At 42.6% G+C, this 23,953-nt stretch carries 25 protein-coding genes and 2 riboswitches; of the genes, 6 read left to right on the top strand and 19 right to left on the bottom strand.

The window, feature by feature from the left end; translation table 11 throughout:
• Positions 1 to 174 precede the first annotated feature (174 nt).
• A complete protein-coding gene (locus CHH91_RS09950) occupies positions 175 to 690 on the bottom strand; it encodes a DoxX family protein (RefSeq protein ID WP_095223292.1) in 516 nt (171 codons plus the stop codon).
• Between the two features lie 341 nt (positions 691 to 1,031).
• A complete protein-coding gene (locus CHH91_RS09945; protein WP_095223291.1) occupies positions 1,032 to 1,589 on the bottom strand; it encodes a cysteine hydrolase family protein in 558 nt (185 codons plus the stop codon).
• Positions 1,590 to 1,805: 216 nt separating this feature from the next.
• On the opposite strand from CHH91_RS09945, the gene CHH91_RS09940 reads away from it, so the two are divergent.
• A complete protein-coding gene (locus CHH91_RS09940) occupies positions 1,806 to 1,997 on the top strand; it encodes a spore coat protein (RefSeq protein WP_095223290.1) in 192 nt (63 codons plus the stop codon).
• Positions 1,998 to 2,015: 18 nt separating this feature from the next.
• The gene (locus CHH91_RS09935; protein ID WP_095223289.1) at positions 2,016 to 2,309 is read left to right on the top strand and encodes a spore coat protein; all 294 of its coding nucleotides are present in this window, start codon (positions 2,016 to 2,018) and stop codon (positions 2,307 to 2,309) included.
• 44 nt (positions 2,310 to 2,353) lie between these two features.
• Here the strand turns inward: CHH91_RS09935 and CHH91_RS09930 are convergent, their stop codons facing one another.
• Positions 2,354 to 3,319, bottom strand: coding sequence for a hypothetical protein (locus CHH91_RS09930; RefSeq protein WP_095223288.1), 966 nt, complete (start codon positions 3,317 to 3,319; stop codon positions 2,354 to 2,356).
• Between the two features lie 80 nt (positions 3,320 to 3,399).
• A riboswitch (SAM riboswitch) is annotated at positions 3,400 to 3,504 on the bottom strand.
• A 203-nt stretch (positions 3,505 to 3,707) separates the two neighbouring features.
• Here CHH91_RS09930 and CHH91_RS09925 point away from each other — a divergent pair.
• Entirely contained in the window at positions 3,708 to 4,316 is a 609-nt protein-coding gene (locus CHH91_RS09925; RefSeq protein WP_095223287.1) for a transglutaminase-like domain-containing protein, read from the top strand.
• A 349-nt stretch (positions 4,317 to 4,665) separates the two neighbouring features.
• Here CHH91_RS09925 and CHH91_RS09915 read toward each other — a convergent pair whose 3' ends face one another.
• Both CHH91_RS09915 and CHH91_RS09910 read right to left on the bottom strand, forming a co-directional pair.
• Positions 4,666 to 5,529 (bottom strand): DegV family protein, encoded by an 864-nt coding sequence (locus CHH91_RS09915; protein WP_095223285.1) that lies wholly within the window; start codon positions 5,527 to 5,529, stop codon positions 4,666 to 4,668.
• A 260-nt stretch (positions 5,530 to 5,789) separates the two neighbouring features.
• Positions 5,790 to 6,884 (bottom strand): NADH:flavin oxidoreductase, encoded by a 1,095-nt coding sequence (locus CHH91_RS09910; protein ID WP_095223284.1) that lies wholly within the window; start codon positions 6,882 to 6,884, stop codon positions 5,790 to 5,792.
• 152 nt (positions 6,885 to 7,036) lie between these two features.
• On the opposite strand from CHH91_RS09910, the gene CHH91_RS09905 reads away from it, so the two are divergent.
• Complete coding sequence (locus tag CHH91_RS09905; protein WP_095223283.1) at positions 7,037 to 7,888, top strand: LysR family transcriptional regulator; 852 nt, start codon at positions 7,037 to 7,039, stop codon at positions 7,886 to 7,888.
• A gap of 100 nt (positions 7,889 to 7,988) precedes the next feature.
• Here CHH91_RS09905 and CHH91_RS09900 read toward each other — a convergent pair whose 3' ends face one another.
• The 10 genes from CHH91_RS09900 to hpaB all read right to left on the bottom strand — a co-directional run bounded on the left by CHH91_RS09900 (position 7,989) and on the right by hpaB (position 17,587).
• The gene (locus CHH91_RS09900) at positions 7,989 to 9,449 is read right to left on the bottom strand and encodes an amino acid permease (RefSeq protein WP_286160742.1); all 1,461 of its coding nucleotides are present in this window, start codon (positions 9,447 to 9,449) and stop codon (positions 7,989 to 7,991) included.
• Positions 9,450 to 9,560: 111 nt separating this feature from the next.
• A riboswitch (Lysine riboswitch) is annotated at positions 9,561 to 9,747 on the bottom strand.
• 121 nt (positions 9,748 to 9,868) lie between these two features.
• Complete coding sequence (locus tag CHH91_RS09895) at positions 9,869 to 10,372, bottom strand: DoxX family protein (protein WP_095223282.1); 504 nt, start codon at positions 10,370 to 10,372, stop codon at positions 9,869 to 9,871.
• A 235-nt stretch (positions 10,373 to 10,607) separates the two neighbouring features.
• The gene (locus CHH91_RS09890; RefSeq protein ID WP_095223281.1) at positions 10,608 to 11,660 is read right to left on the bottom strand and encodes a tetratricopeptide repeat protein; all 1,053 of its coding nucleotides are present in this window, start codon (positions 11,658 to 11,660) and stop codon (positions 10,608 to 10,610) included.
• A 148-nt stretch (positions 11,661 to 11,808) separates the two neighbouring features.
• Complete coding sequence (locus tag CHH91_RS09885) at positions 11,809 to 12,378, bottom strand: 5' nucleotidase, NT5C type (protein WP_095223280.1); 570 nt, start codon at positions 12,376 to 12,378, stop codon at positions 11,809 to 11,811.
• Positions 12,378 to 13,484, bottom strand: coding sequence for a bifunctional diaminohydroxyphosphoribosylaminopyrimidine deaminase/5-amino-6-(5-phosphoribosylamino)uracil reductase RibD (ribD, locus tag CHH91_RS09880; RefSeq protein WP_095223279.1), 1,107 nt, complete (start codon positions 13,482 to 13,484; stop codon positions 12,378 to 12,380). Before ribD ends, CHH91_RS09885 begins: the two co-directional genes overlap by 1 nt.
• Positions 13,477 to 14,232 carry a GTP cyclohydrolase II gene (locus CHH91_RS09875; protein ID WP_095223278.1) on the bottom strand — a complete coding sequence of 252 codons (756 nt, stop codon included), beginning with the start codon at positions 14,230 to 14,232 and terminating at the stop codon, positions 13,477 to 13,479. The genes ribD and CHH91_RS09875 overlap by 8 nt, the downstream gene beginning before the upstream one ends.
• A 235-nt stretch (positions 14,233 to 14,467) precedes the next feature.
• Entirely contained in the window at positions 14,468 to 14,938 is a 471-nt protein-coding gene (ybaK, locus tag CHH91_RS09870; protein ID WP_095223599.1) for a Cys-tRNA(Pro) deacylase, read from the bottom strand.
• A 63-nt stretch (positions 14,939 to 15,001) separates the two neighbouring features.
• Positions 15,002 to 15,511, bottom strand: coding sequence for a DNA topology modulation protein (locus CHH91_RS09865; protein WP_095223598.1), 510 nt, complete (start codon positions 15,509 to 15,511; stop codon positions 15,002 to 15,004).
• 13 nt (positions 15,512 to 15,524) lie between these two features.
• Positions 15,525 to 15,989, bottom strand: a complete 465-nt coding sequence (locus tag CHH91_RS09860; protein WP_095223277.1) for a 2-thiouracil desulfurase family protein — start codon at positions 15,987 to 15,989, stop codon at positions 15,525 to 15,527.
• 167 nt (positions 15,990 to 16,156) lie between these two features.
• Positions 16,157 to 17,587, bottom strand: coding sequence for a 4-hydroxyphenylacetate 3-monooxygenase, oxygenase component (gene hpaB, locus CHH91_RS09855; RefSeq protein WP_095223276.1), 1,431 nt, complete (start codon positions 17,585 to 17,587; stop codon positions 16,157 to 16,159).
• Between the two features lie 314 nt (positions 17,588 to 17,901).
• Here hpaB and CHH91_RS09850 point away from each other — a divergent pair, with 314 nt between their 5' ends.
• Together CHH91_RS09850 and CHH91_RS09845 are read left to right on the top strand one after the other, a co-directional pair.
• On the top strand, positions 17,902 to 18,855 hold the full coding sequence (locus tag CHH91_RS09850) for an L-lactate dehydrogenase (protein ID WP_483372397.1): 954 nt from the start codon (positions 17,902 to 17,904) through the stop codon (positions 18,853 to 18,855).
• A 33-nt stretch (positions 18,856 to 18,888) separates the two neighbouring features.
• On the top strand, positions 18,889 to 20,511 hold the full coding sequence (locus tag CHH91_RS09845) for an L-lactate permease (RefSeq protein WP_095223275.1): 1,623 nt from the start codon (positions 18,889 to 18,891) through the stop codon (positions 20,509 to 20,511).
• 74 nt (positions 20,512 to 20,585) lie between these two features.
• On the opposite strand, the gene CHH91_RS09840 is transcribed toward CHH91_RS09845, so the two are convergent.
• The 4 genes from CHH91_RS09840 to CHH91_RS09825 form a co-directional block, all read right to left on the bottom strand.
• Entirely contained in the window at positions 20,586 to 21,131 is a 546-nt protein-coding gene (locus CHH91_RS09840) for a hypothetical protein (protein WP_095223274.1), read from the bottom strand.
• Between the two features lie 21 nt (positions 21,132 to 21,152).
• Entirely contained in the window at positions 21,153 to 21,830 is a 678-nt protein-coding gene (locus tag CHH91_RS09835; protein ID WP_095223273.1) for a DUF554 domain-containing protein, read from the bottom strand.
• Between the two features lie 27 nt (positions 21,831 to 21,857).
• A complete protein-coding gene (locus CHH91_RS09830) occupies positions 21,858 to 22,814 on the bottom strand; it encodes a LacI family DNA-binding transcriptional regulator (RefSeq protein WP_095223272.1) in 957 nt (318 codons plus the stop codon).
• Positions 22,815 to 23,029: 215 nt separating this feature from the next.
• The gene (locus tag CHH91_RS09825; protein ID WP_095223271.1) at positions 23,030 to 23,800 is read right to left on the bottom strand and encodes a TSUP family transporter; all 771 of its coding nucleotides are present in this window, start codon (positions 23,798 to 23,800) and stop codon (positions 23,030 to 23,032) included.
• Positions 23,801 to 23,953: the final 153 nt, after the last annotated feature.

The raw sequence follows: 23,953 nt of genomic DNA, 5'->3' as shown, positions 1-23,953 counted from the left end.
CTCAAGCAGCTTCAAGATTGTTCATTTAAATCCTGAACAGCTTAACAGCCATCACCTCAATGCAAGACTGTTCATGGCTTAATACGTACTCCAATGAATGGTGTACTGGATTCTCTGAAAGCTTAGATGCCATAGAAAAAACCTACTGCCTATCGCAGTAGGTTCTATATTTATTTAAGAAGCAATCGGCTTCGTCGGCGTTTTCGGTGCTTGTTTTGGGTAGTGATTTCTTAGGTATGGCATTACCCAGCGATCCAGCCCGTATCGTCCGGCATTAGCTCCTGCGACTAGCAGGAAGATAGTAAGCAAGACCATTTGTGCGTTTGTGCTGACGGTGCCGCTGAACAGGAAGGCGAAGTTCATTGTAATTCCCATTAGAGCTGCGAAGTTGGTAAAGACTCCGAGAATAAGTGCGATTCCGACAAGTATTTCTCCCCACATGACGAGGAAGCTGAACAACCCTGCGTTTGGCAATGCGACCTGTTCCAGGAAGACCGCCCACCAGCCTTGCACTGCTGGATGATCTCCGCCGGCTTGTGCGACTGCGCTTTGCAGGAAGCCACTTGCATCAAAACCACCGCCGGTCAGTTTGCCAAGTCCGCCTGTTAACCAGCTATAACCTAGATAAATCCTAATTACTGCCCAAAGTGCCGCTGCTGCTTTACTATTTCGAATCCATTGTATGATCATTTTCTTCCACACTCCATCCATGAAAATAGTTTGTTAAACATTTCACATATAAGATTGAGATGGATTAGCGCTTTTCCTTCTACACTTGTAGTATAAGCGAAAAGATCAGATTACGCTCACTTTTGTGAACGTTTTCACAAATTCGCAATATTCCTTTTACAGTTTTGTGAACGTAGATAAAATGCTGTTTAAAATGGTTTTCTTTTCCGTGCACTTGCCATATCATTCTCTGACTTGGAGTTAATCTAATGAAGCTATGGACAGAACTCATTCTTCCGACAAGCCTATAGCTAGAATAAAAGAAACGAGGCATAGCCTCGTTCTTTTATTCGTATATGGCCTTACCGATACGTATCATGTGTCGGCACGAACAGATCTTCCTCAGCCTGCCGGACGACAGAGAAATGGTCGACATTATAGTGACCGTGCAGAATCTGATTGTGATGCTGGATGATTTGCTCCGCTGTCAGAACATCAGAACCGGCTGTTGAGTGACCATCTGCTACGAGTGTTACATCCATGCCTTGTACAGTTGCAGTACGAACTGCCGTGTCGATACAATGCTGGGTTTCACAGCCCATGATAACAAGATGGGTAAATCCTTCATCTTTTACAAACTCCAATAATCCTGTTCCGTAGAATGCATTTGTTGCCCGCTTGTCAAAGATGGGCGCTTTCGGCGGTGCTTGAATATCCGGATGAATCTGGAATCCAGCACCCTTCCCTTCGGCAACATCTGTATCCCGGACGAAAAGAATGGCTGCGTCTGCCGTTTGCGCTTTGCCGATGACTAGGTTGATTTTTTCAATCAGGTTCTCTTTGCGATAAACAGGTCTCTCTCCTGCTCCTCCTTCCATTAGTGCCTGCTGTGTATCGATAATCAATAATGCTTGCTTCAATAAAAGCTCCCCTTTAGCTGATTGCTATGACTCTCCTGCTTTGCGACTTGTATGCTGTCTTGGTCTGTTTCATACTGAACCGCCTCCTACTTGAAAATTAACTGTAGTATACATCACTTCCTAGTAAAATGGTGTCTTTTTCCAATCGAAAGATGTTTATTGTCTGCTCAATCCGGTTATCTATACCGTGTAAGAGAACACGTGAGGAGGATTAACATGGCAAAGAATAAATTAGCACTTCATGAAACGTTGGAAGTACACGAAGTACTTACTCTGAAACAGAGCTGCCTGGTGAAATCCTATGCATTACAATCCCTGGCCGAAGATGACACTTTGAGAATGATTCTGGATAATGATGTAACTAGTTCAGAGAAAGCAATCAAGGAATTGCAGGAAGTCCTATCTTAATAAAGGAAGGTGATTGGAATGAGTATCACGGAAAAATTGAAGACAGCAGGAAAAATGCGTGATGAGTTAATTGCGACGGAATTACTGGTTTCAGCTAAAGCCACTGTCAGAACCTATGCGGTTGCACTGACAGAAACTGCATCTCCTGATGTACGAAAAGTTTTAAAGAAACAATTGGATCAAGCAATTGATAATCACGCCAAAATCGCAGACTACATGATCAAAAATGACATGTACTATGCGCATGATGTGGACAAACAATTGAAACATGATAAAGAAAAAATCGAGAAATCTCTCGAATTAGTGAAATAAAATAAACCTAGTGCAGCCAAGGCGCTGTACTAGGTTTTTCTTTATTAAAATTGCAGTTCTTTACTTCTCCATAGATAGGTTTGAATCAGCTGATTCGTATCCTCAAGATCCTTTACCGATACGACCTGTGTTGTCTGGTCAAGATGCTCGATCGGGATATTCAAGACGCCTATCGGAATTTTAGTGGATATCTTTTTGTAACGATGTCTGAATAGGAATTCCAACTGAAATGGAATGTCATGAGCAATGGCCAAATCAACGAGCTGATTTTTCAAAGTCTGATTGATTGGAATTGTTTTGTCTGCCACTTTGATCGCAACGCCGCTTCCTAATTCGATGGCTCCTCGGCTTTTATGCGCAATTCTTTGGCGAGAGACGGATCCGATAAAAAAGGCTGCTTCTCCTTCGAGCTGATAGGTAAGCTGCTTTTTATTATGAAACGGAAAGAAGATGATGGTGATTTCCCCTTCAGCTGTATTCCACTGCTGCAGAAGATTGATTGCAATTGCCGGCGCCACTTTATTATCCAGCCCTTTCCCGACGACTCTTCCGCTTACCTCGTCCCCAAGATATAGGAAATCATCAAAAAGGGTTACATGATCACCAGGCTCAACGCCCATCTCACGCGCATCATTTTCTGAGTTCGCACCGATGTCAATCACAGCTGCATGCTGCCCTGCTTCACCTGCCATGATCACGCCCTGCACTAATCCATACTTCGTTTCCACTTGTACAGTCTGCCCCTGAGCATAGGTGAGTGAGAAATAGTTTGCATCCGCTACAAGCGCACCCGATTCCGTTATCGACGTCACCACGTAAATCTCTTCCTTTACCTCAGCGAGCAAGGTTATCTTCGGCGAATACTTTTCTCCATATTTACGGACAATAAGATTCCCCCGACTGTCAAAGTGCATCTCATCTGCGAACGGTGTAATCTTATCGACGATCTGTGAAACAAATGACTGATTGTACCCTTTGTACTTGGACAGTTCCCGAATCAATTCAAACATGTTGCCTTCCCCTTTCTGTAGGCAGCGGGACAAATACAAAAGCCTCTCGTGCAAGATGCGTCGAGAGGCTTCCTCTATTCATCTTATCTGCCGGCTATGAACCGATGGAATTAGCACAGTATCTGTTGTCAGACCTGCTGCTGAGGTTTCAATGGGCCATATCCCTCCACCTCTCTGGATAAGAAACATATACAGTTTTCAGAAAGTTTACCAGACAACGATTAGATTGTCAATATATCTTATCGGGTTACTCGGATTAACAAATGTAAATTGCTTTAGATTACCATAATATGTGCATAAGAATGATTTAGCACACAATCAAAATTAATGAACCACCTCATTGATTTTATTGGTATATTTATACATATGTATTGCGGGAGGGAGATACTTGAATCCAATACCAGAGAAACATTCTTACAATGATTACTTGAATGAATCAGATGTAATCGACTTCTCACATCCTCTGATCAAAGAGAGGATCAGAGAGCTGATTTCATCTCAAATGTCTGAAATAGAAAAAGTCAGAGCAGTATTCCATTATGTTCGAGATAGTATAGCGCACTCATGGGATATTCAAAGCAAGCGAGTGACTTGCAGAGCATCAGAAGTCCTTACATACAAAGAAGGTATCTGTTATGCAAAATCTAATTTGCTCGCTGCCATGTTAAGATCAGTAGGAGTTCCTACTGGATTTTGCTACCAAAGATTGACGCTATTTGATACACCTGATAAAGGATATTGCATACATGCCCTAAATGGAGTTTATATCAAGGACTTAAATAAGTGGATCCGTTTGGATGCACGCGGAAACAAACCTGGCATACAATCCGAATTCTCTCTGGACGAAGAGCGATTAGCATTCCGGATTAATGAAGAATATGGGGAAATAGATTATCCTATTATCTACGCAACTCCTAATGCAAAGACACTACACACTTTAGAAACAAGCAAAAATGCTCTGAATATGTATAAGAATCGATTACCTGATTTTTTATGATATTGAAAAGGATCATATAAGGAAGGACTGATTATAATGAGTTGGGAAGCCAGACGTGTCATTGCTGTTTTGTTTATTGCTATTCCTCTTTTGATCGCAATTTATCTTTGTTTTAATAGTCATTTATTATTTCAAAATAGCTTTGACATGACCGATGGTGATGTTATAGGCAGGACTCTAATAATCATCTTTACACTTTATCTTTTCACGAAGATAGGCTTCGTTATTTTTAAGAGTGCAGAAAAGCAGCCTTAATACTAAAAACTTCATACAGCATAACTAAACCCTCGAACAATTAAATCGTTCGAGGGTTCTATATATACTACTGATCAATATCACAAGCTGTTTGCTAAACAGAATAATCCGCAGGCATCCAGCTAGCTCCGACTCCGCCTCTGCCAAAATGAATTGCCATAACGGAACTGATTTCATTGCTGATAAAAACTTCAACTTTATCTCCGCATATTTCCAATGCATGCTTTAGCTCAGTAGCAAGATCAATGGAATTCACGTGTGTAATGCGAACCACTTGTTTTCCTGATTGTTCTATATCGTGCCGTAATCTTTCCAGCATCCATTTCAGCAGGCGCTTCTTCGTACGGACTTTGCCCATAACCTCTAATTTCGCGTTTTCAAAACCGATGATCGGCTTAATGTGCAATAAGTTACCGATCCTTGATGCTGTCTTCGAAATACGACCAGTACGTACTAGTGTAGTAAGGTCATTAATCGTAAGATACAGCTGCCCATGCGTTCGGTAATATTCAATTGCATCTAACAATTCATGGATTGACTTACCTTGCTCCATTAGCTCACATACTTTAATAACGATATTCTCTACTCCAATAGAAGCTGTATTCGTATCAATGACGGTGATTTTATCTTCGGCACCCTCGATTGAATCCCTTGCTATACGAGCCGAATTGACGGTACCGCTTACATTTTCTGTACAATGCAGGCTGATAATAGCATCATAACTAGCCAATAATTCTTCATAAAGCGTCGTAAATATTTCTGGTGAAGGCAGGGAAGAAGAATAGGAAGCTCCCTCATCTATAAAACGAAATAATTGTTCATTCGTAATCTCTTTTAAATCAATATAGGACTTATCATCTACGACAACATTTAAATGCGCGTAATATATAAAAGGATATCTTTGTAAATCCTCTTCTCTCAAATTCGTCAGACTATCTGTCACAATTGCAATTTTCATATATTCACCTCTAATTCAGTATAACTTGTAAATCAAATAAAGAAACAAGAAGATTAGGAAATAAGTAATAAAATCAGATAAAAAAATACATACAAATATCACATATTTCCGTTTACTGCTACTTGGGGTAAAAAAAGAATATACGCATCACGGTCTGTAAGTGTATGATCTATAAATAAATTATTAAAAAGGCTTGTTTTCTATACATATAAAATACCCCAAATTCTATTTTTTAACAGAATTTGGGGTATTTAAAACTCTTATAATTCAAAATCCTTCAGCTTTGCAGTTGGTCGAAGAACTTTCTCTGCTTCAAACACATTCAGAGCTTCTCCGTTCCTTACTTTCTTGAACCAATCATGGTTTGCAAGTGCTCCTTTACCTAGTGCAACAACATCGGCTCCCATGCTTTTGACAATATCCTCCGCTCTGGAAATATCGTCCAATTGACCATTCGCGATGATCGCTACATTTGCATATTTTTTGGCAAGTTCAATAAGTGTGATATCGCTTGAGTCAAATGCAGGCTGCCATGCTTCATATTCAGTTACATGGATATAATCAAGACCTGCTTGTCCTAGCTGACTAAAGATGATTTTCGCATCTTCTTCTTTGCCACTCCATTTATACGTGTAGTCGTTAACCTTCGATTGTGAAATTCGAATACCAACTGTGAAAACTTCTCCCACTGCTTCACGGATAGCTTTAGCAACTTCTACTAATAAGCGAACTCGATTTGCTGAGGATCCACCATACTCATCTGTCCGCTGGTTCGTATATTCAGTCAAGAACGCATCTAGTAGATATCCATTTGCACCATGGATTTCCACTCCATCAAATCCCGCTGATTTAGCACGTTGCGCAGCACTGACGAACGATTTAATAATGTCATTGATTTCTTCTTTTGTTACTTCTCGCGGCATAGAAAAAGGGCCTTCTCCAAGATAAAATGTCAGCTGCTCGCCCTTTGGCTGGACAGCTGACGGAGCGACTGTTTCACCTGCAAAGCGATTGCCCTGAGACAAAGGACCACTATGCTGCAACTGCATAAATATCTTCGCTCCCTCCTGATGTACAGAATCAACAACCTTCTTCCATGCTTCAGCTTGTTCGTCATACGCTATGCCAGGCTGATCAAAGTATGTTTGGCTGTATTTATCATCGATATAAGTTCCTTCAGTAAGGATAAGACCAAATCCACCCTTTGCGAAAGATGTGTAGTAAGATACCATTCGGTCTGTGATAATTCCTTCTGATGTAGCACTGATACGAGTCATTGGTGCCACGCTAAGGCGATTCTTTACTTCTGTATTTCCCAGTTTAGCTTTCTGAAATAGAAACTCTGTGTTTTGCATCGTAAAACTCCTTTATGTTATATGTGATTAGTTATTGTGATAACATCCTTTTCTCCCGTACAACCATTTTAAAATACCTTTACCGTTTGGTAAAATAGATATATTAGAACTAATAGTTCAATAAAATTGAACTATTGAAAGGACAGATAACGATGGAATTGCGTCATCTCATTACCCTGAAAACTATCGTTGAAAAAGATGGATTCAAAAAAGCAGCCGATCATCTCGGATATGCGCAGTCTTCCGTAACAAACCATATCAAAGAACTTGAAACAGAATTAGGCAAACCTCTATTTGACAGGCTAGGAAAAAAGGTCGTATTAACTCAATATGGTCATCATTTCCTGCCTTACGCCTCAAGAATCATTGATTTATATTCACAAGCATTGAATACTAACGACGAACCAAACGGCAAGCTTGTTATCGGCATATCAGAATCGTTGACAATCGGCCGGATACCTCCAGTTCTTCTTGCATATAAAACGCTTTATCCAAACGTTAATATATCCCTGAAATCAATTGATAATCACGACGTTACAACCACTTTGCAAAATGGAGATATTGATCTGGCCTTGGTTTTAGAGAAAGATGATTTAACTCTACCTGAACTTTATATGGAGAAATTAAAACGGGAAAAGATGGTGCTAATACGCCCAAACGAGCAAGAAGATTCTGGCACAGTATTGTACACAGAACGTTCTTGCAGCTATAAGTCTGTGTTTGAGCATTATATTAACTACAAACAAATTGATGTGAAGGAAAGCCTCGACTTTCAAAGCATTGAAGCAATTAAACAGTGTGTTAGGAGCGGTCTTGGTATTTCATTGGTTCCTTATTTCTCTGTTAAGGAAGAGCTTAACAACAAAAAATTATCAGGGGAAACAGTATCTTCAGAACATCCGTCCATCTCTACTTTCCTTGCTTATCACAAAGATAAATGGCTCTCCCCAGCTATTGTGAAAATGATTGAATTGATTAGAGCGCATGCTAAAGAGTGGGACTGATGTTTCCTAAGGAAATGAGAACAGCTTCTCGGATAGAATTGAACTTTCACTAATGAAATACAGCCAATAGAAAAAGCTGCCGGTCTCCCGGCAGCTTTTCTTATTCTGGTGCTGTTTCATGTGCCGGAGTAGTCAAATCGACTTCCTCCAGTTTATGCACCTTCGTTTTCTTTTTCACTTTAAATATGATCCAGCAAAGCAGGAATACTGGAATACCAATATAAGACGCAATCAAAGTGCCCCATTCAATTCCATCTGCTGTGAAAGCAGAGAAGCTCTGACCGACAATAACGATGATACATAGCACGAAGGCAAGAATCGGCGCTGCCGGATAGAATTTCGCTGTGTATGGTAAATCCTTGATGTCATTTCCTTGAGCAATATATGCTTTACGGAATCGATAATGACTGACAGCAATACCTACCCAGACGATGAAGCCGGCCATACCTGACACGTTCAATAGCCATGTGTACACGACACCATTTCCGAAGAAGGATGTCAGGAAAGCAACACAGCCAACTGCTGCTGTTGCGATCAATGCGTTCACAGGAACGCCGTTCTTGTTTAGCTTACCAAGGAAAGCTGGCGCTTTTCCTTCTTTCGCCAAGTTCCAAAGCATCCGTGTACTTGCATACATTCCGGAGTTACCGGCAGACAGGACAGCGGTAAGGATTACCGCGTTCATGACAGATGCAGCAAACGCAATACCCGCTTTTTCGAACACAAGCGTGAATGGGCTCAAACGGACATCGTCACTTGCAAGGCTTTCTGTTGTGTACGGAATGAGCATCCCGATAATGAAAATCGCCAAAATGTAGAACAGCAGGATACGCCAGAAAACTGAGCGAATCGCTTTTGGAATCGATTTTCTAGGATTGTCTGCTTCTCCAGCAGCTGCTCCGAGCAGCTCTGTTCCTTGGAAAGAGAAGCCTGCTGCCATGAAGACACCGATCAATGCTAGGAATCCACCATTGAATGGCGCGTCTTCTACAGTGAAGTTGGAGAATCCAGGTGAGTCGCCGCCAAGGATTCCAATAATCATCAATATACCAACAATGATGAAAATGATGACAGTAACGACTTTGATCAAGGCGAACCAATATTCAGATTCACCGAACCCTTTAACAGAAATATAATTCAATAAGAACATGATGATTAGACTGATAGCACTCCATATCCAAGATGGTGTATCCGGGAACCAGAATCCCATGATCAATGTTACGGCAACGAGCTCAGCCGCAATTGTGATGGCCCAGTTGAACCAATAGTTCCAGCCTAAAGCGAATCCGAATGATTCATCGACAAAACGTGATCCATATGTGCTGAAGCTTCCGGATACAGGCATGAATGCTGCCATTTCCGCCAAGCTTGTCATCAAGAAGAAGACCATACAGCCAATCAGCGCATATGCAAGCAATGCTCCTCCTGGTCCTGCACTGCTAATAGCTCCTCCGCTGGCAAGGAATAATCCTGTACCGATTGTACCTCCAAGGGAGATCATTCCTAAATGACGGGCTTTCAGTTCTCTGCGTAAACCCGGTTTTTTCGTGTTGTTACTCACTTTCTTTCCCCTCTCTGTTTCTTTCGTCCGTTGCGCTATAGATACGAAAAAAGGCCATCCCGGATAGTTTGCTCTATCGGAACGGCCTTTACTTATAAACAGCATCATTCTCACAAAGATAGCGCAACACGCCAGCTTTGCGACTGACGTGACAGTCCTGCCCCTATTCGAGTGCAGGCCCAGCCAGTAGGATTGGAGAATCCATCCGGCTTCGGCAGCTGTTCCTTTCCATCCTGATCAACGATATCTCCTGATCTCCCAGTCTGTACTGATAACAGCCGCAACCTCTACCTCATCAAATGATGAGGATTTGTATGCAATTAAAAAACCTTTTTAACTGTACTACACACATCGACTTATTTCAACAAGAAATTTTTTCTACATGAAGAAACACGCGGCAAGCGCGTGTCCCTGTTTTTTTATATAAGCTGTCTCTTGCTGTTTCTGGCTGGCCTGTTATCCCCTTTATTTCGCAAGGATGGCATGATCCAGCGATCGACACCGTACCGGCCAGCATTCGCGCCACCAATGAGCAGCACTAAGCCCAGGATGATAAATACCAAGTTCTGCTGAACCGCACCGCTTAATAGGAATGAGATATTCATCAATATTCCCATAAAAGCTGCAAATCCAGTAAAGGCACCAAGCAGCAGCGCCAAACCGACCAGAGTCTCTCCCCACATGACGAGGAAGCTGAAAACCTCTGCATTCGGAAGGACTATTCCTTCCAGGAAACTTCCCCACCAGCTCTGGATGACACCGGCGTCAGAGCGCGCTAATGCACCTTGGACAAATCCACTGGCATCAAAGTTTCCGCTCATCAGCTTACCTAAGCCGGCTGACAGGAACGTGTATCCAAGATATAACCTGATCACTAGAAAGACGATCGCTGCTCCCTTACTCTGCCGTAAGTCGTTGATCATATGTTTCCCTCTCCTATCGCTGCCAGAGTTGTAAACCGATGTGGTTCGGCACTTCCACAGCTCTAGTATAAAAGGAAATAAATAAGATGGAATATTTATACATGAAACGTAATAAAATAGTAATAATTTTAGAATAATTTAAATATATCTCCTAGATAGGCACTATATAGACAGATGCTGGTTTTTCGTGATTCTTAGGTGACAGGCATAAAGTCCTGACATATTAATTGGTTTTTTACAGCACCGCAAGGCGGTAATAGTAATTTGCCTTCTCTTCTTCTCCTTTTATCGTATAGTAATCAGCCATACGCAAGCTATAATAATGGACACTGTCTCTATCATCAATTGCTTTATAATAGGCAATGCCTTCTGCCCATACTGCTTCAAAATTATCGCAGTCGACGAATTGCTTATGGAGCATGGCGAACGCCCATTGGTGGTCCTTATCCTTCTCTTTCTTACTCCTGGTAAATCCAATCTGGTAGTATTTCATTGCTTCTTGGTGGTGATTAGCACGGAAGAGGGATTCGGTCAGATAGTAGAGGCTCTCCAAGTAATGAGAGCAAGGAGTGGCATGTACAGCTTGATCAAAGCAGTCGGCTGCTTTATCGAATTTTTGCTGTACAAAATAAAGCAATCCAAGATTGTGATGGACCATTGATGCTAAAACAAGAGATGTTTCATCTGCATTATGATAACAGTCGAGTGCATCGTATAAATAGGTCTCGGCTTGTTCGAAGTTTCGTATCTCCAAGTGATTCAGTCCGAGCAGCAGCTTGCATTTCGTAAGGTGATACTGCTGCTTGTAAGATGTTGCATAACGCATTGCTTTATTCGCATTCAGTACTGATAGTGCCGGTATACCAGTGCGGTAATAAGCATGCGCCAGTTTATAATAGAAATCCGCTTTTTCTTTATCCTCTGTTAGATAAAGCTCTGCATGCTCATAATACCTTATTGCGTCTTTCCATCTTTTATTTTTAAACTGAACCTGCCCTTTAAAATAATGGTAGAAATATTCATTTTGTTGAGAAAGGGAATGACCGCCCGCTTCGAACTGATCCAATAGATACCCTGCAGTCAGCAATTGTCCCAGCATCACCTGATAGCGAATAGTGAGCAGATCTGCAGTAATTAACACTTCCTCTAATCCAATGTCTTTCCTCATCGCATCAATTATATCTGCCAGCATTGCTGCTTCCTCTTGTTCTTCCCGTTTCATCACATCATAGAAGTCTTGCAGCAGCTCGCTAAAATCTTTATCTGTGACTGATAAAACCAGGCCCATAGTTACTCCTCCCCCTTATTTATATGATTCTGTTTACTATCCTAATATTAGAAATTTGCTATTTATTTTACTTCTCTATCCGATATTTATTTCCTGCCTATTTCCTAAAAACAAAAAAAGGATTGACGGTATATCACCGCCAATCCTCCTATTTATTTTGTACCATGCTTCTGATTTCTGATAAATTGACTATTCTCGGCAGCTTTACAAGCTGATTATATGATTGATCTTTAACAAACACTTTTGTTGATGAATCTTCCAGCAGGGTGTTCAACACATGCGGCTTGTCATCAAAATAATAATCCAGCTGAAGTTCTTTAATGATGTGTACTTTTTCCTCATCCTGCATGCCATAACAGAATTGCTCATCCTTGATCGGAAAACCAAGAGCACGCATCCATTCCATTGTCCTTTCGCCATGCTCCTTGGGTCTTGAGGTAATATAATAAATCTCATGTCCCTCCCGATCCAGTTCCTGCAATAGCTCGACCGCACCTGGGAAAGGCGGACAAGTAGTATAGTAGATTTCCTCCAAAGTGGAATTCCACATCTCCAAACCCTGTTCATCCGTCAATCCGAATGGTTCATGGATTTCGACACGTTCAAGCTGATGGAACACATCAAGCGGAATGTTCTGATTCAGTTTTTTATTATAAATATGAAAGGCATGCTCCCGCAGATTGATGAGCGTATCATCGATATCAAAGCCAAATTTCATTATCCTATATCCCCTTTATTGTAGCGCGGATAGCCAATGAATTTGAAATCTTGTCCGATTTTAATGATGTCTGTATCAGTCAGTTCCACTGCATCAGCCATTTTAGCGAAACCTGTTCCTTCCAGGAAAGTTGGCGCGTCTTTCCCGCCAACCAATTTTGGAGCAAAGTACAGCACAGCTTTATCAATGAGATGTTCCTCCAAGAAGGACGCATGCATACTGCCTCCTCCTTCGATCAAAACGGATGAAATAAGCTGCTCTCCTAGTGTCTTGACTACTTCCTTCACGTCTGCACGACTTGATCCGCTTGTCCGAAATATTTTTATCCCCTGTGACAATAAAGCTTTTTCTTTCTCCTCATCTGCCTGCTGGCTTGTGAAAATCCAAGTGTCTGCTAATTTATCAGTGACCACTTTGCTATCCATCGGTATGCGCAGAGTGGAGTCCAAAATAATTCGAATTGGATTCCGACCATTCGGTATTCTGGCAGTCAGTTCGGGATCATCTTCTATGACCGTATTCACACCAACAAGAATTGCCATGTTCTCATTGCGCAGCTGATGGACGTCCTGCCTGGAAGCTGCAGATGTAATCCACTTACTATCAAGTGAATGAGTTGCAATTTTGCCGTCTAAGGTGGTACCTGCTTTTAACGTAATAAACGGTTTTTTCTCTACGATGAACTTATTGAATACCTCATTCATCTTGCTGGCCTCTTCTTCCCGGACACCGATGATCACTTCAATACCAGCTTCTTCGAGGATTTTCACTCCGTTTCCTGATACAACTGGATTCGGATCAAGCGTGGCAATGACTACTTTTTTCAAGCCGGCCTCTTTAATGGCTACAGCACATGGTCCTGTGCGTCCATGATGGGAACAAGGCTCGAGCGTGACATAAATCGTCCCGCCCTTTGCTTTTTCTCCCGCCATACGGATAGCATGAATCTCGGCATGCGGTTCACCGGCTTTCAGATGGGTACCGATACCGACAATATGATTGTCGTTCACAATCACCGAGCCTACCAATGGATTCGGATCAGTTTGCCCTTTCATTGCCTTGGCGTTCTGCAAGGCCAAATCCATATAAAATGTATGATCAGTCATTGCTGCAGATCTCCTCATCGCCAAGGTGGCCGGAACGGACGATCTTCGTCTTCAGGTAATTCTCGTTGAACTCTGACACATCTCCCCATAACGCTGAGCGTCCGGAAAGCTGCATACCTGCCTGTTCCATTGCTGCGAGCTTACGCGGGTTATTCGTCATCAGTGTAACAGGTTTCGTGCGCAATACTTTCAGTACTTGGATCGCATCCGTATAGTCACGGGAATCATCCACGAAGCCAAGGCTTTCATTCGCTTCTACTGTGTCATAACCATTTTCCTGCAGGATGTAGGCCATCGCTTTACTGAACAAACCGATTCCTCGTCCTTCGTGATTAGCCAAGTAGAACAACGCTCCTGTGCCATGCTCGACAATTCGCTGCATGGACTGCTTCAGCTGAAAGCCGCAATCACAGCGTTTACTGCCAAAAATATCGCCTGTATGGCAGATGGAATGCATGCGGATCAGCGCATCTTCTGCTTCGGCAAAGTCACCATAAACCAATACACTGGACTGCTGCATTTCCGCCAGGTTCATATCAGATAATTTTTCGATTATTTCTTCATAATCCTTGGCTACTTCATCGCAATTCAGCCAGCAGTACCATTGGAAGGTAACTGTTTCTCCATAAAGGTTAACAGGCAGCTTGATAGGGCCGACAAGATAAATGGCTCCCTCTGCTGTTGGAATAAGTTCAATTTTATCTTTCAAGATCGAAATGGCCTTCGATTCTAGTTTCATTTCTGTCATCATCTTTCTCCTTTTTTATCAGTGTACGTTAAATAACTGGATTTATGTAGGCACCAGTCCGCCAATACCTTCTTCTCAAATTAAGGTGTTTCTCCTTCTTCCATCATAGTATGACAGTCAAGATCTTAGAAGTAGGCACATCAAGGTTATTTAGTATCCAAAAGGTTACTATACACCGAATGACAAGCAGGGAAAATAAAAAGGCTCCACTCCTAGAGGAGGCTGGAACCTTATTCTACACGGTTAACGATGCTACTTTATAAGGCAAAATTTTTTTCAAATCGGCCAAGGTAAGTTCTACCTGATAACCGATTTTGCCAGCACTGAAAATAATGCTTTCGAAATGTGAAGCAGCGACGTCCACGACAGTCCGGAAAACCTTTTTCATCCCAATTGGTGAACAGCCGCCGTGAACATATCCAGTAAGCGGAAGCAATTCCTTCGCCGGCAGCATACGGATCGACTTCTCCCCAACACTCGCGGCAGCCTGCTTTAGGTCCAACTCTTTTTTCACAGGTATGACAAAGACAAAATACTGATTGGATTTGCTGACAGTGACCAGTGTTTTAAACACCTGAGCTGGATTTTGTCCTAATGCCTCTGCCACCTCAGCTCCGCTTATCGCATCTGTATCAGCGTAGCTATAGGATTTGTATGGGATTTTCCTTTGATCCAGCATACGCATGACATTTGTTTTATAGTCCATCATCTCATTCCACCTCCAAGTAACCACTAAGCTTATAAATAATCCGTTTGTCATTTTGAATTTTTAGACACTCATTTTAGCTAAAAACATCTTTACTTCTAAAGGACTTTTCAATGTAATGATTTGCTTGTCCATTTTCAGGTCCATAAGCTTTTGCTGCATCTGGGGACGTTTTTTACTGGGGAACTCCCAAATCCATTTAAGGAACTGCAAATCAATTTTCTCCTTACAATCTGCCTGCATATCAGGACGTGATCGATTACGATACATGAGGCTCCTTTTCAAGACGCGGTACAGACAAAGAGTCCGAGGCATATCCAGAAAAATGATGGTATCGGCTGCTTCCAGCCGGATGTCTAGCGTGCTCTGGTAGTTGCCATCGATAATCCAGCTTTCCTGGTTTACTAATTGTGATTGAATCTGCTTTTGTTCTTCTCGCGGTGTAAGTATCCAATTCGGTTTCCAAAGAATAGCGTCCAAATGCCACACTTCTATATCCAGTATCCTTCCAATATCCATAGCCAAAGTAGACTTGCCAGATCCACTGGAACCGACTAATGCAATTCTCTTCATCGTATGCACGCTGTTACACTCCTGCTAATTCCTTCTCCAGCTCCAATTCTGAAATTACACGAATTCCAGCTCGTCTGAACATAGCTGTCGTGACACCGGCTCCAGACTGCTTCAGGCCTTGGAAAGTACCGTCATAAATCATATTGCTTCCGCAAGATGGGCTGTTTTCCTTTAATACAACCAAATCCACATCCTGCTCATTAGCGATGGCTAGGGCACGTGCTGCACCTTCTATGTACATACTGGTAACATCTGTTCCGGAGTACTCGATGACCCTTGCTTTGCCATCTAACACGTCATACCCATTCCCCCCGACGATCTCAGCTGGTTCCCTTGGGGTTACGAATCCACCTAATAATTCCGGGCACACGCTGATCGCTTTTTTCTGAGCAATCAGCTGCTCCACAATCGTATCGGTGGCTGGGGTTCCATTGTAACGTACTGGTTTTCCTGCCAAACAAGCACTTACCATAATCATACAGATTCCCCCTTACACTTCTGGTTTAGGATCATACTATGAGTATAAAACATTACTGTGCTGCCATTGTTACAGTCATTCCAAACTCTCAGCCGTGTGCTCCTGATTACATTATACCGAAGTATACTGTAAATCAAAAAGGCCTCATCCATAGGATAAGGCCATCTTCATGACAGCAAATCATCTATCTTTTCGGTATATGGTTTGAAATCAACGGAGCCATAGAATTGACCTATCAGCCGAACTGGATCTCCAAAAAAGAAATATTCATATAAAGTCTCCCTTGTGCCAAAAGAAGACATAACAAAGTCCCAAGCAAGCCGAAACAGCTTCACACGATCCTTGCCTAGTTTCGTTTTACTCTGAAGATAATGATTCAATTCTGTTCCTTTTTCTGATTTAAACGCGTGCAACGGCGGGATACTCATCATGCCGCTCGCTCCAAGCTGGTGAATAGTAGGTGCAATTTCAGGATATTTACGTGCAAATAGATTGGATGCCACTTGCAGCGGCTTTAAATCAGGACAAAACGTCCTCCATTGATCAGGTGCTGCACCTGCTTCTGCTTGCTGCAGAAGTGATTGAAGTACCTCCGCTAAAATGACAAGATTAGCTGCTTTTTCCTGAACATGCTGGTACTCTGCAATATTAATTTCCTCTATTAAGGATTGGACGAGGCCAATCGCAAATTCCAGCTTAACAATCCGGCGGATCAACACTTGATGCAAGGTGAAGGCTGCGAAATTGCTTTGGTTCTTAAAGCTGCTTGCTACTGCGACATTATCATAATAGAAAATGCGCTCCCATGGAATAAGTACTTTATCAAACAATACAATTGTATCTATCTCTTCGTACCTGGCACTCAGCGGATAATCGGCTGTACTCTTCCCTCCGGCAAATGACTCTCTTGCCACGAACGTCAAGCCGTCTGCATTACTCGGAATGGCGAATCCAAACCCTCTATCCTGCTCAAAGCCGCCTGATGACAACACTACTAGTTCATCCGTAATGCCGCCTTGCGTTGCCAAAAGCTTTGCTCCTTGAATAATTATTCCCTCAGCATTACGGTCCACGATTTTAGCAGCAATCGGCTCATCACTCTGCTCAAAATAGAAATCGGCTCTGTTCACCTGAGGATCAATGAAAGTATGTGTCATCGTCAAATCATGCTGTCTGACATATTCATAATACCTTCGCAAGTGATCAGGGAAGCAGTTATCCTTTCCTTCCAATAACGAAGCGGAAGATGCGAGTGCCATCAGTACGGTATTCATATAATCTGGACTGCGGCCAACCATTCCATTTGTCTGTTCCGCCCAGCATCTGATCATACCGCTCCGTCTTTTCAAGTCGTCCTTCGTTTCAGGTTTGAGAAAGGAAAGACCATAACGCTCTCCTGTATCACTATCTGTATATGTCAAAACATCTGCGTAAGCAGGATCATGCTGCAAATCGTACAATCCTGCTTGCGTACGCATTACTCCGCGAAATGCACCATGCTTGGAAAGAGGCTTCTTCACAATTGATTTACCATTCAATACTTTGTTGCCTAACGCATCAATACTGGTTAGATAGGCATCTCCAGTTCTGATAGCCAAACCACACCCACCCCTGTCATTTTGTTATCCAAAACGGATAAGCCGTTCTTCTCATGCAGATACTAGAGCTGTTATTCACCCTTTCGTCTTTCTATGACCGTACGTACTACTGCAAGGAAGACGATCAAGATGAAGATACCGAAAGCAAACAGCATCGAAAACATGCAAAACCCCCTCAACGAAGAGTATTCCAATCGTTCACAATTTATTCAAAACAAAGGACTTGATAATGTTTGTGAAGTATTGCACAATATAAATATAAAGAATGTGAAGTTATTCACATAATATAAATCTTAAAAAAGGTGATGATCTACATGGAAAGAATCAATAAAGTAGCTTTAGTTGGTGCGGGATTCGTTGGGAGCAGTTATGCATTCGCATTGCTGAATCAGAATATCGTGGATGAACTAGTGATTATTGATTTAAATGAGAATAAAGCGATGGGCGATGCAATGGATCTGAATCATGGTCAAGCATTCGCCCCTCGCCCGACGAAAATCGGCTATGGCACTTATGCCGACTGCCAGGATGCAGATATTGTCTGCATTTCTGCCGGCGCTAATCAAAAACCCGGAGAAACAAGACTCGATCTTGTGAGCAAAAACGTTAAAATCTTCAAAGGTATTGTGGATGAAGTCATGGCAAGCGGCTTTGATGGCATCTTCCTGATTGCCACAAATCCAGTCGACGTACTGACACATGCAGTTTGGAAATTCAGCGGTCTGCCTAAAGAACGTGTTATCGGCAGCGGTACAACATTGGATTCCAGCCGTCTGCGCTATATGCTTGGCGATTACTTCGGCGTTGCGCCGCATGATGTGCAAGCGCATATGATCGGGGAGCATGGCGATACCGAGCTTCCAGTCTGGAGCCAAGCGACAATTGGCAGTGTTCCGCTTGCAACAATGATGCAGACCGACAGCAAATATAAAGTGGAAGATTTAGATGAGATTTATGTGAATGTACGAGACGCTGCTTATCACGTTATCGAAAAAAAAGGTGCAACTTACTATGGTATTGCGATGAGTCTAGTACGCGTAACACAAGCAATCCTTGGTGATGAAAAAGCAATTCTGCCAGTTACAGCATATCTCGATGGTGAATATGGGGAGAAAGATGTGTATATCGGTGTTCCGACCGTTGTCGGCCGTAAAGGTGCACAGCAGGTTCTGGAGCTGCCATTGAACGAGAAGGAAAAAGATCAGTTCAAACATAGCGCCGGTGTCCTTCGAAATATCGTGGAAACTGCCTTCCAGACTGTGAACTAACCCAAACCCCATCAGAAAAGAGATGAGCATAACATGTGGATGCAAGCGTATGATCCGTTTGGCAATGAGTATGTTAGTGCATTGATCGCCTTTTTACCGATTCTGTTTTTCTTGGTTGGTTTGACCGCATTCAAAATGAAAGGAATACTTGCCGCGGGACTGACGCTGGTTATCAGCTTCGCCGTAGCGGTATTTGTCTTCCAGATGCCCGCACTCAAAGCATTATCTGCTATCGTTCTTGGTATCGGAAACGGTTTATGGCCAATCGGCTATATCGTCATCATGGCAGTGTGGCTGTATAAGCTGGCTGTCAAATCCGGAAAATTCGATGTGATCCGAGGCAGCATCGCAAGTATTTCGCAAGACCATCGCTTACAGCTCTTATTAATTGGTTTTAGTTTCAATGCATTTCTAGAAGGAGCAGCCGGCTTCGGCGTACCGATCGCCATTAGCGCCGCCCTTCTTACACAGCTCGGTTTTAAACCGCTTAAAGCTGCTGGTCTTTGCTTGATTGCCAATGCAGCATCCGGAGCATTCGGTGCCATCGGGATTCCTGTCATTACTGGTGCCCAGCTTGGCGGCATCAGCAGTCTGGAGCTTTCCCGGACACTTGCCTTGATCCTGCCTCCGGTCAGTTTTCTGATTCCGTTCCTGCTCGTTTTTATCCTGAACGGATTCAAAGGAATTAAAGAGACGCTTCCCGCTTTGCTTGTACTGAGCGGAACATATACAATCATCCAAACAGCAACAATGATTTTCATCGGTCCGGAGCTTGCCAATATCGGAGCTGCTCTGATCAGTATGGGAGTACTTGCCCTCTTCCTTCGTAAATGGCAGCCAAAGACTATTTACCGGGAAAAAGAAGCGGAAGTGCAAGAGGAGTCTGCGAAGTATTCACTTGGACAGGTGGTCAAGGCATGGTCACCATTCTATATTCTGACTATCGTCATCGCCTTTTGGAGTGCACCATTCTTCAAGAATTTATTTGCACCAGAAGGTCCGTTAGCAGGCTGGATTGCTTACTTAAAAATGCCATTTCTGCATCAGGAAGTAGTCAAAATTGCACCAATTGCTGTAACGGATACACCGATGGATGCCATCTTGAAGCTCGATTTCGTTTCTGCTACAGGTACTGCTATCCTGGTCGCTGTCATTCTGACTAGTCTGTTCAGCAGAAATATCAACTGGAAATGTGCAGCAAGCGGACTGCAGGAAGCAGCCAAAGAGCTCTGGATTCCAGTTCTTACAATCTGTTTTATCATGGCGTTTGCAAATCTATCAAACTATGCCGGACTAAGTGCTTCCATAGGTTTGGCCTTAGCCAAAACAGGCAGTTTGTTTCCATTATTCAGCCCGATACTTGGCTGGATCGGTGTTTTCATCACTGGCTCTGTAGTCAGCAATAACGCACTGTTCGGTACACTGCAAGTCGTCACCGGCAGCCAAATCGGTACAAGCTCAGCCCTGCTCCTATCCGCCAATACAGCCGGCGGTGTCATGGCCAAGCTCATCTCACCGCAGTCTATCGCGATTGCAACTGCAGCTGTAAAAGAGACAGGTAATGAATCAGCTTTGTTTAGTCAAACAATTAAGTACAGCTTGCTGCTGGCCGGATTCGTATGTGTGCTGACCTTTGTTTTATCTTTATTCTTGTAAAGAAAGGGTGCGCGAATTAGCGCACCCTTTTTATTATGTACCGGAGACTACGTTTGCAGCGGTTAAATTAGAAGCTATCTCCACACACTTTTATATTTTTTCTTATACTTTTCTTCCTCAACTGTCTCAATCAAATCCATTGCTGTTTGCTTGATATCTTCATCATTCAACAGGTCATACAGATGTCTCATATTCTGCAGGATATCAAAACGAATCAGCGTAAAGTTCTTTTCATCTGTCCCATTTTTAAATCGTTTTACCATAAACTCCATAACCAAGTCTTTTTGTTCAGCACCACCAAGACCGACCTTCCAAAATGATTGCAAACTATGTCTGGCAGTAACGAACTTCTCATCCTTGGTCACTTCCCAGAGCCGAGGCAAATCTGTAAGCATTCTATTTTCCGGATCACTCTTTGCTAAATTAGCTAAATATTGAGCTGATCGTGAACGTTGATGATTATCTTTATCCGTCAAACCTTCCAGCAAGTCATCCCAGACCTCATATGCCCAATCCACTTGCTTTTCTGTTGCTTGCAGTATGTATAGATATGCTTCATAGCTTTCTTGCTTGTCCTTGGATTTTGATTTTATAAATGCCTCTTTTACCTCTCTATCCATGCTGCTCCTCCTTAATCCTGGTTAAAAAATCTTTAATATCAAAAAGAAGACAGGCGGTACAAGCAGCGCTGGCAGGAAGTTCATTGTCTTGAATTTCTTTATCCCTAATATGCTTAAGCCTGATGCCATGATCAAGACGCCGCCTACTATGCTTACTTCATTCAGTAGATCTACATTCACCGTGCTTTCCAATGCTTTTGCCACTATATAAATAGAACCCTGCCATACAAATAAAACCCCTGCTGATAATGCAATTCCAAATCCAAAGGTTGACGCCAGTACCAAGGACGTTACAAAATCCAGCATACCGTTCGCAAGCAAGTAGGAATAATTACCATGCAGTGCGGTTTCTACTGGGCCTAGTATAGAAAGAGATCCAATGCAGAACAGAAGAATTGCTGTAGACAGACCTTCTGCCAAATTCGACTTGGAAAATCTCTTTACAACGTTCGTGAATCTTGCATCCAGATCCAGTTTTTCACCGACAATCGCTCCGATTGCCAAACTGATAATGAAAAGGACAGAATATTTACTGTCCGGCAGATGACCAACTATAGCATTGACACCTAATGCCAGTGCAGCTAAGCCCATTGCCTGCATGAGGATAGTTTGATATCTATCTTTCATACCTTTCTTAAAGATAGTTCCAAGTGTACTGCCGATGATGATCATTGCTACATTGAATATTGTTCCAAACATAATTTCTCCTCCAAAAACATTAGAACTTCACACCGTTTTCCGCTTGATTAGTTTAGTATGGAATAGCTTCTGGTTCGCATCCTTCTCCATAACTTGCTGGAATAGATGCTCTCCCATTTCCTCCAGCGGCAGATGCATACTTGTAATACCCATCATTCGAGCCATTGGAAGGTCATCGAATCCGATTATAGACAGCTCTTCCGGAATACGTAATCCAACCTTATTTGCATACGTCATCACGCCAGCAGCAACTTGATCGCTTGTGATAATCATCGCCGATGGGGGATCTTCCATCCGCTGCAGCTTTTTTACTATCGTCTCGCCATCCTCAAAATATAGCATCCTATCGAACACATAATCTGAACGATATGGCAGTTTTCTTGCTGCAAAGAAATCCCGGTAAGCAGCATTGCGGTTCTTACTGCTCGTCCCATCCAGCCTGCTCACGGAATAGCCGATCTTAGTATGTCCTTCCTCATATAAATAGGAGAGTGCGTCCTGGAAAGCCTGATAGTGATCGACATACGAAGATGACAATTCCTCCGGTACCTTCTCGCATACAACAATCGGTCCATACTGTTTGTAAGACTTTATCAAGGACAGCTCACAGCTGCGCGAACAGATGATGAGCCCATCGATCTGCTTTTGCCGGAGCATCTGCAATGCATCTTTTTCCCTCTCTGTTTGATAATCTGTCTGTATCAATACGAGCTTGAAGTTATATTTGAATGCCTGTCTCGCTATTCCTTTCAATAAACGTGCAAAGTAAGGATGATCCGAAAAAGGCAGCACTACACCGATTAACTCTGTTTTTCCAGTTTTCAGATGTACCGCATTTACATTCTTTTCATATCCAGTCTGTCCGATCGCCTCCAGCACAGCTTTCCGCTTCTCCTCACTCACATAAGGATGATCATTGAGCACCCGGGATACAGTCGTCACCGAGACACCGGCCATCCTGGCTAAATCCTTGATTGTCGCCATATGTACTCCCTCTCGCTATGTACTTGATTACAGTATAACGCTCCGTGTTTGAAAAAAAAACTTGACCTGGTATCGTTTTCAGCAAGTAACCTATCGTTAAAGGTGCTGGAAACCAGAGCGTAATCCTTTTGACAGAGCGTGATCTGGTACGGCACTTTTATCTGCTGACATGGCGAATGCTACATACAAATCAAAAAGGCCTAATCGGCCTTTTTTTACATGATTTCCTTTATGTAGTCATATACGTTCTTCACAATCAGTACAGTCGTTACAACAATAAACAGAATCCGTACATACCCGCTCCCGCGTCTAATCGCAAAACGTGAACCAGCAATTGATCCAAAAATACCTGATATCCCCATAATAAGACCAATAGCGTAGTGTACTTGACCCAAAATCATAAATAAAATCAGCGCGGATACATTGCTGCCGAAGTTCAACAGCTTTGCGCTTCCTGCTGCACGAAGGAAATCAAAGCCGATGAACAGGAAGGCGAACATAAGGAATGAACCTGTTCCTGGTCCGAGAAAACCGTCATAGAAACCGATAAACGTCAGGACTGCTGCAAAAATAAGCAGTCTTTTTGGCGTTAATCTTTTGTAGGTAGAAACGCTGCCCCAGTCTTTTTTTATGATCGTATAAATAGCAACAGCAATCAGCATTATTAGCATGAGCGGCTTGAATAATGCTGGATTGATAACGTGTACGGTCCATGCTCCGAGCATTGAGCCGATGAAGGATAACGGAAAGAACTTCATAACCGATTTTAAATCCAGATTGCCAGATCGATAGAACATGAGCGTGCTTGTAAATGATCCCAGCGTTCCGGCGAGTTTATTCGTTGCCACAGCGGCAGCAGGATTCAGTCCCGCAAACAGCAATGCCGGAATCGTAATCAGCCCGCCCCCTCCGACAACAGAATCAATGAATGCGGCAAGAAATCCGAAAAGAATAATGAGCAAAATTGTGTCTAATTCCAAATGCATATAGTCCTTCCTGCCCTTTCTCTAAAAGAATTTATTACTACCATAATCTTACCATAAGAGAAAAAGGCTTGTAGGTGACTTTAACGTTCAAAATTTATATCAACCCTCAGCGCAGAGATCTAGTATGAAATCAAAATCAGCAATTGAATATCT

This window comes from Virgibacillus sp. 7505 (genome assembly GCF_002272135.1).
Taxonomy (GTDB): domain Bacteria; phylum Bacillota; class Bacilli; order Bacillales; family Amphibacillaceae; genus Terribacillus.
This window is presented reverse-complemented; position numbering and strand designations above follow the sequence as displayed.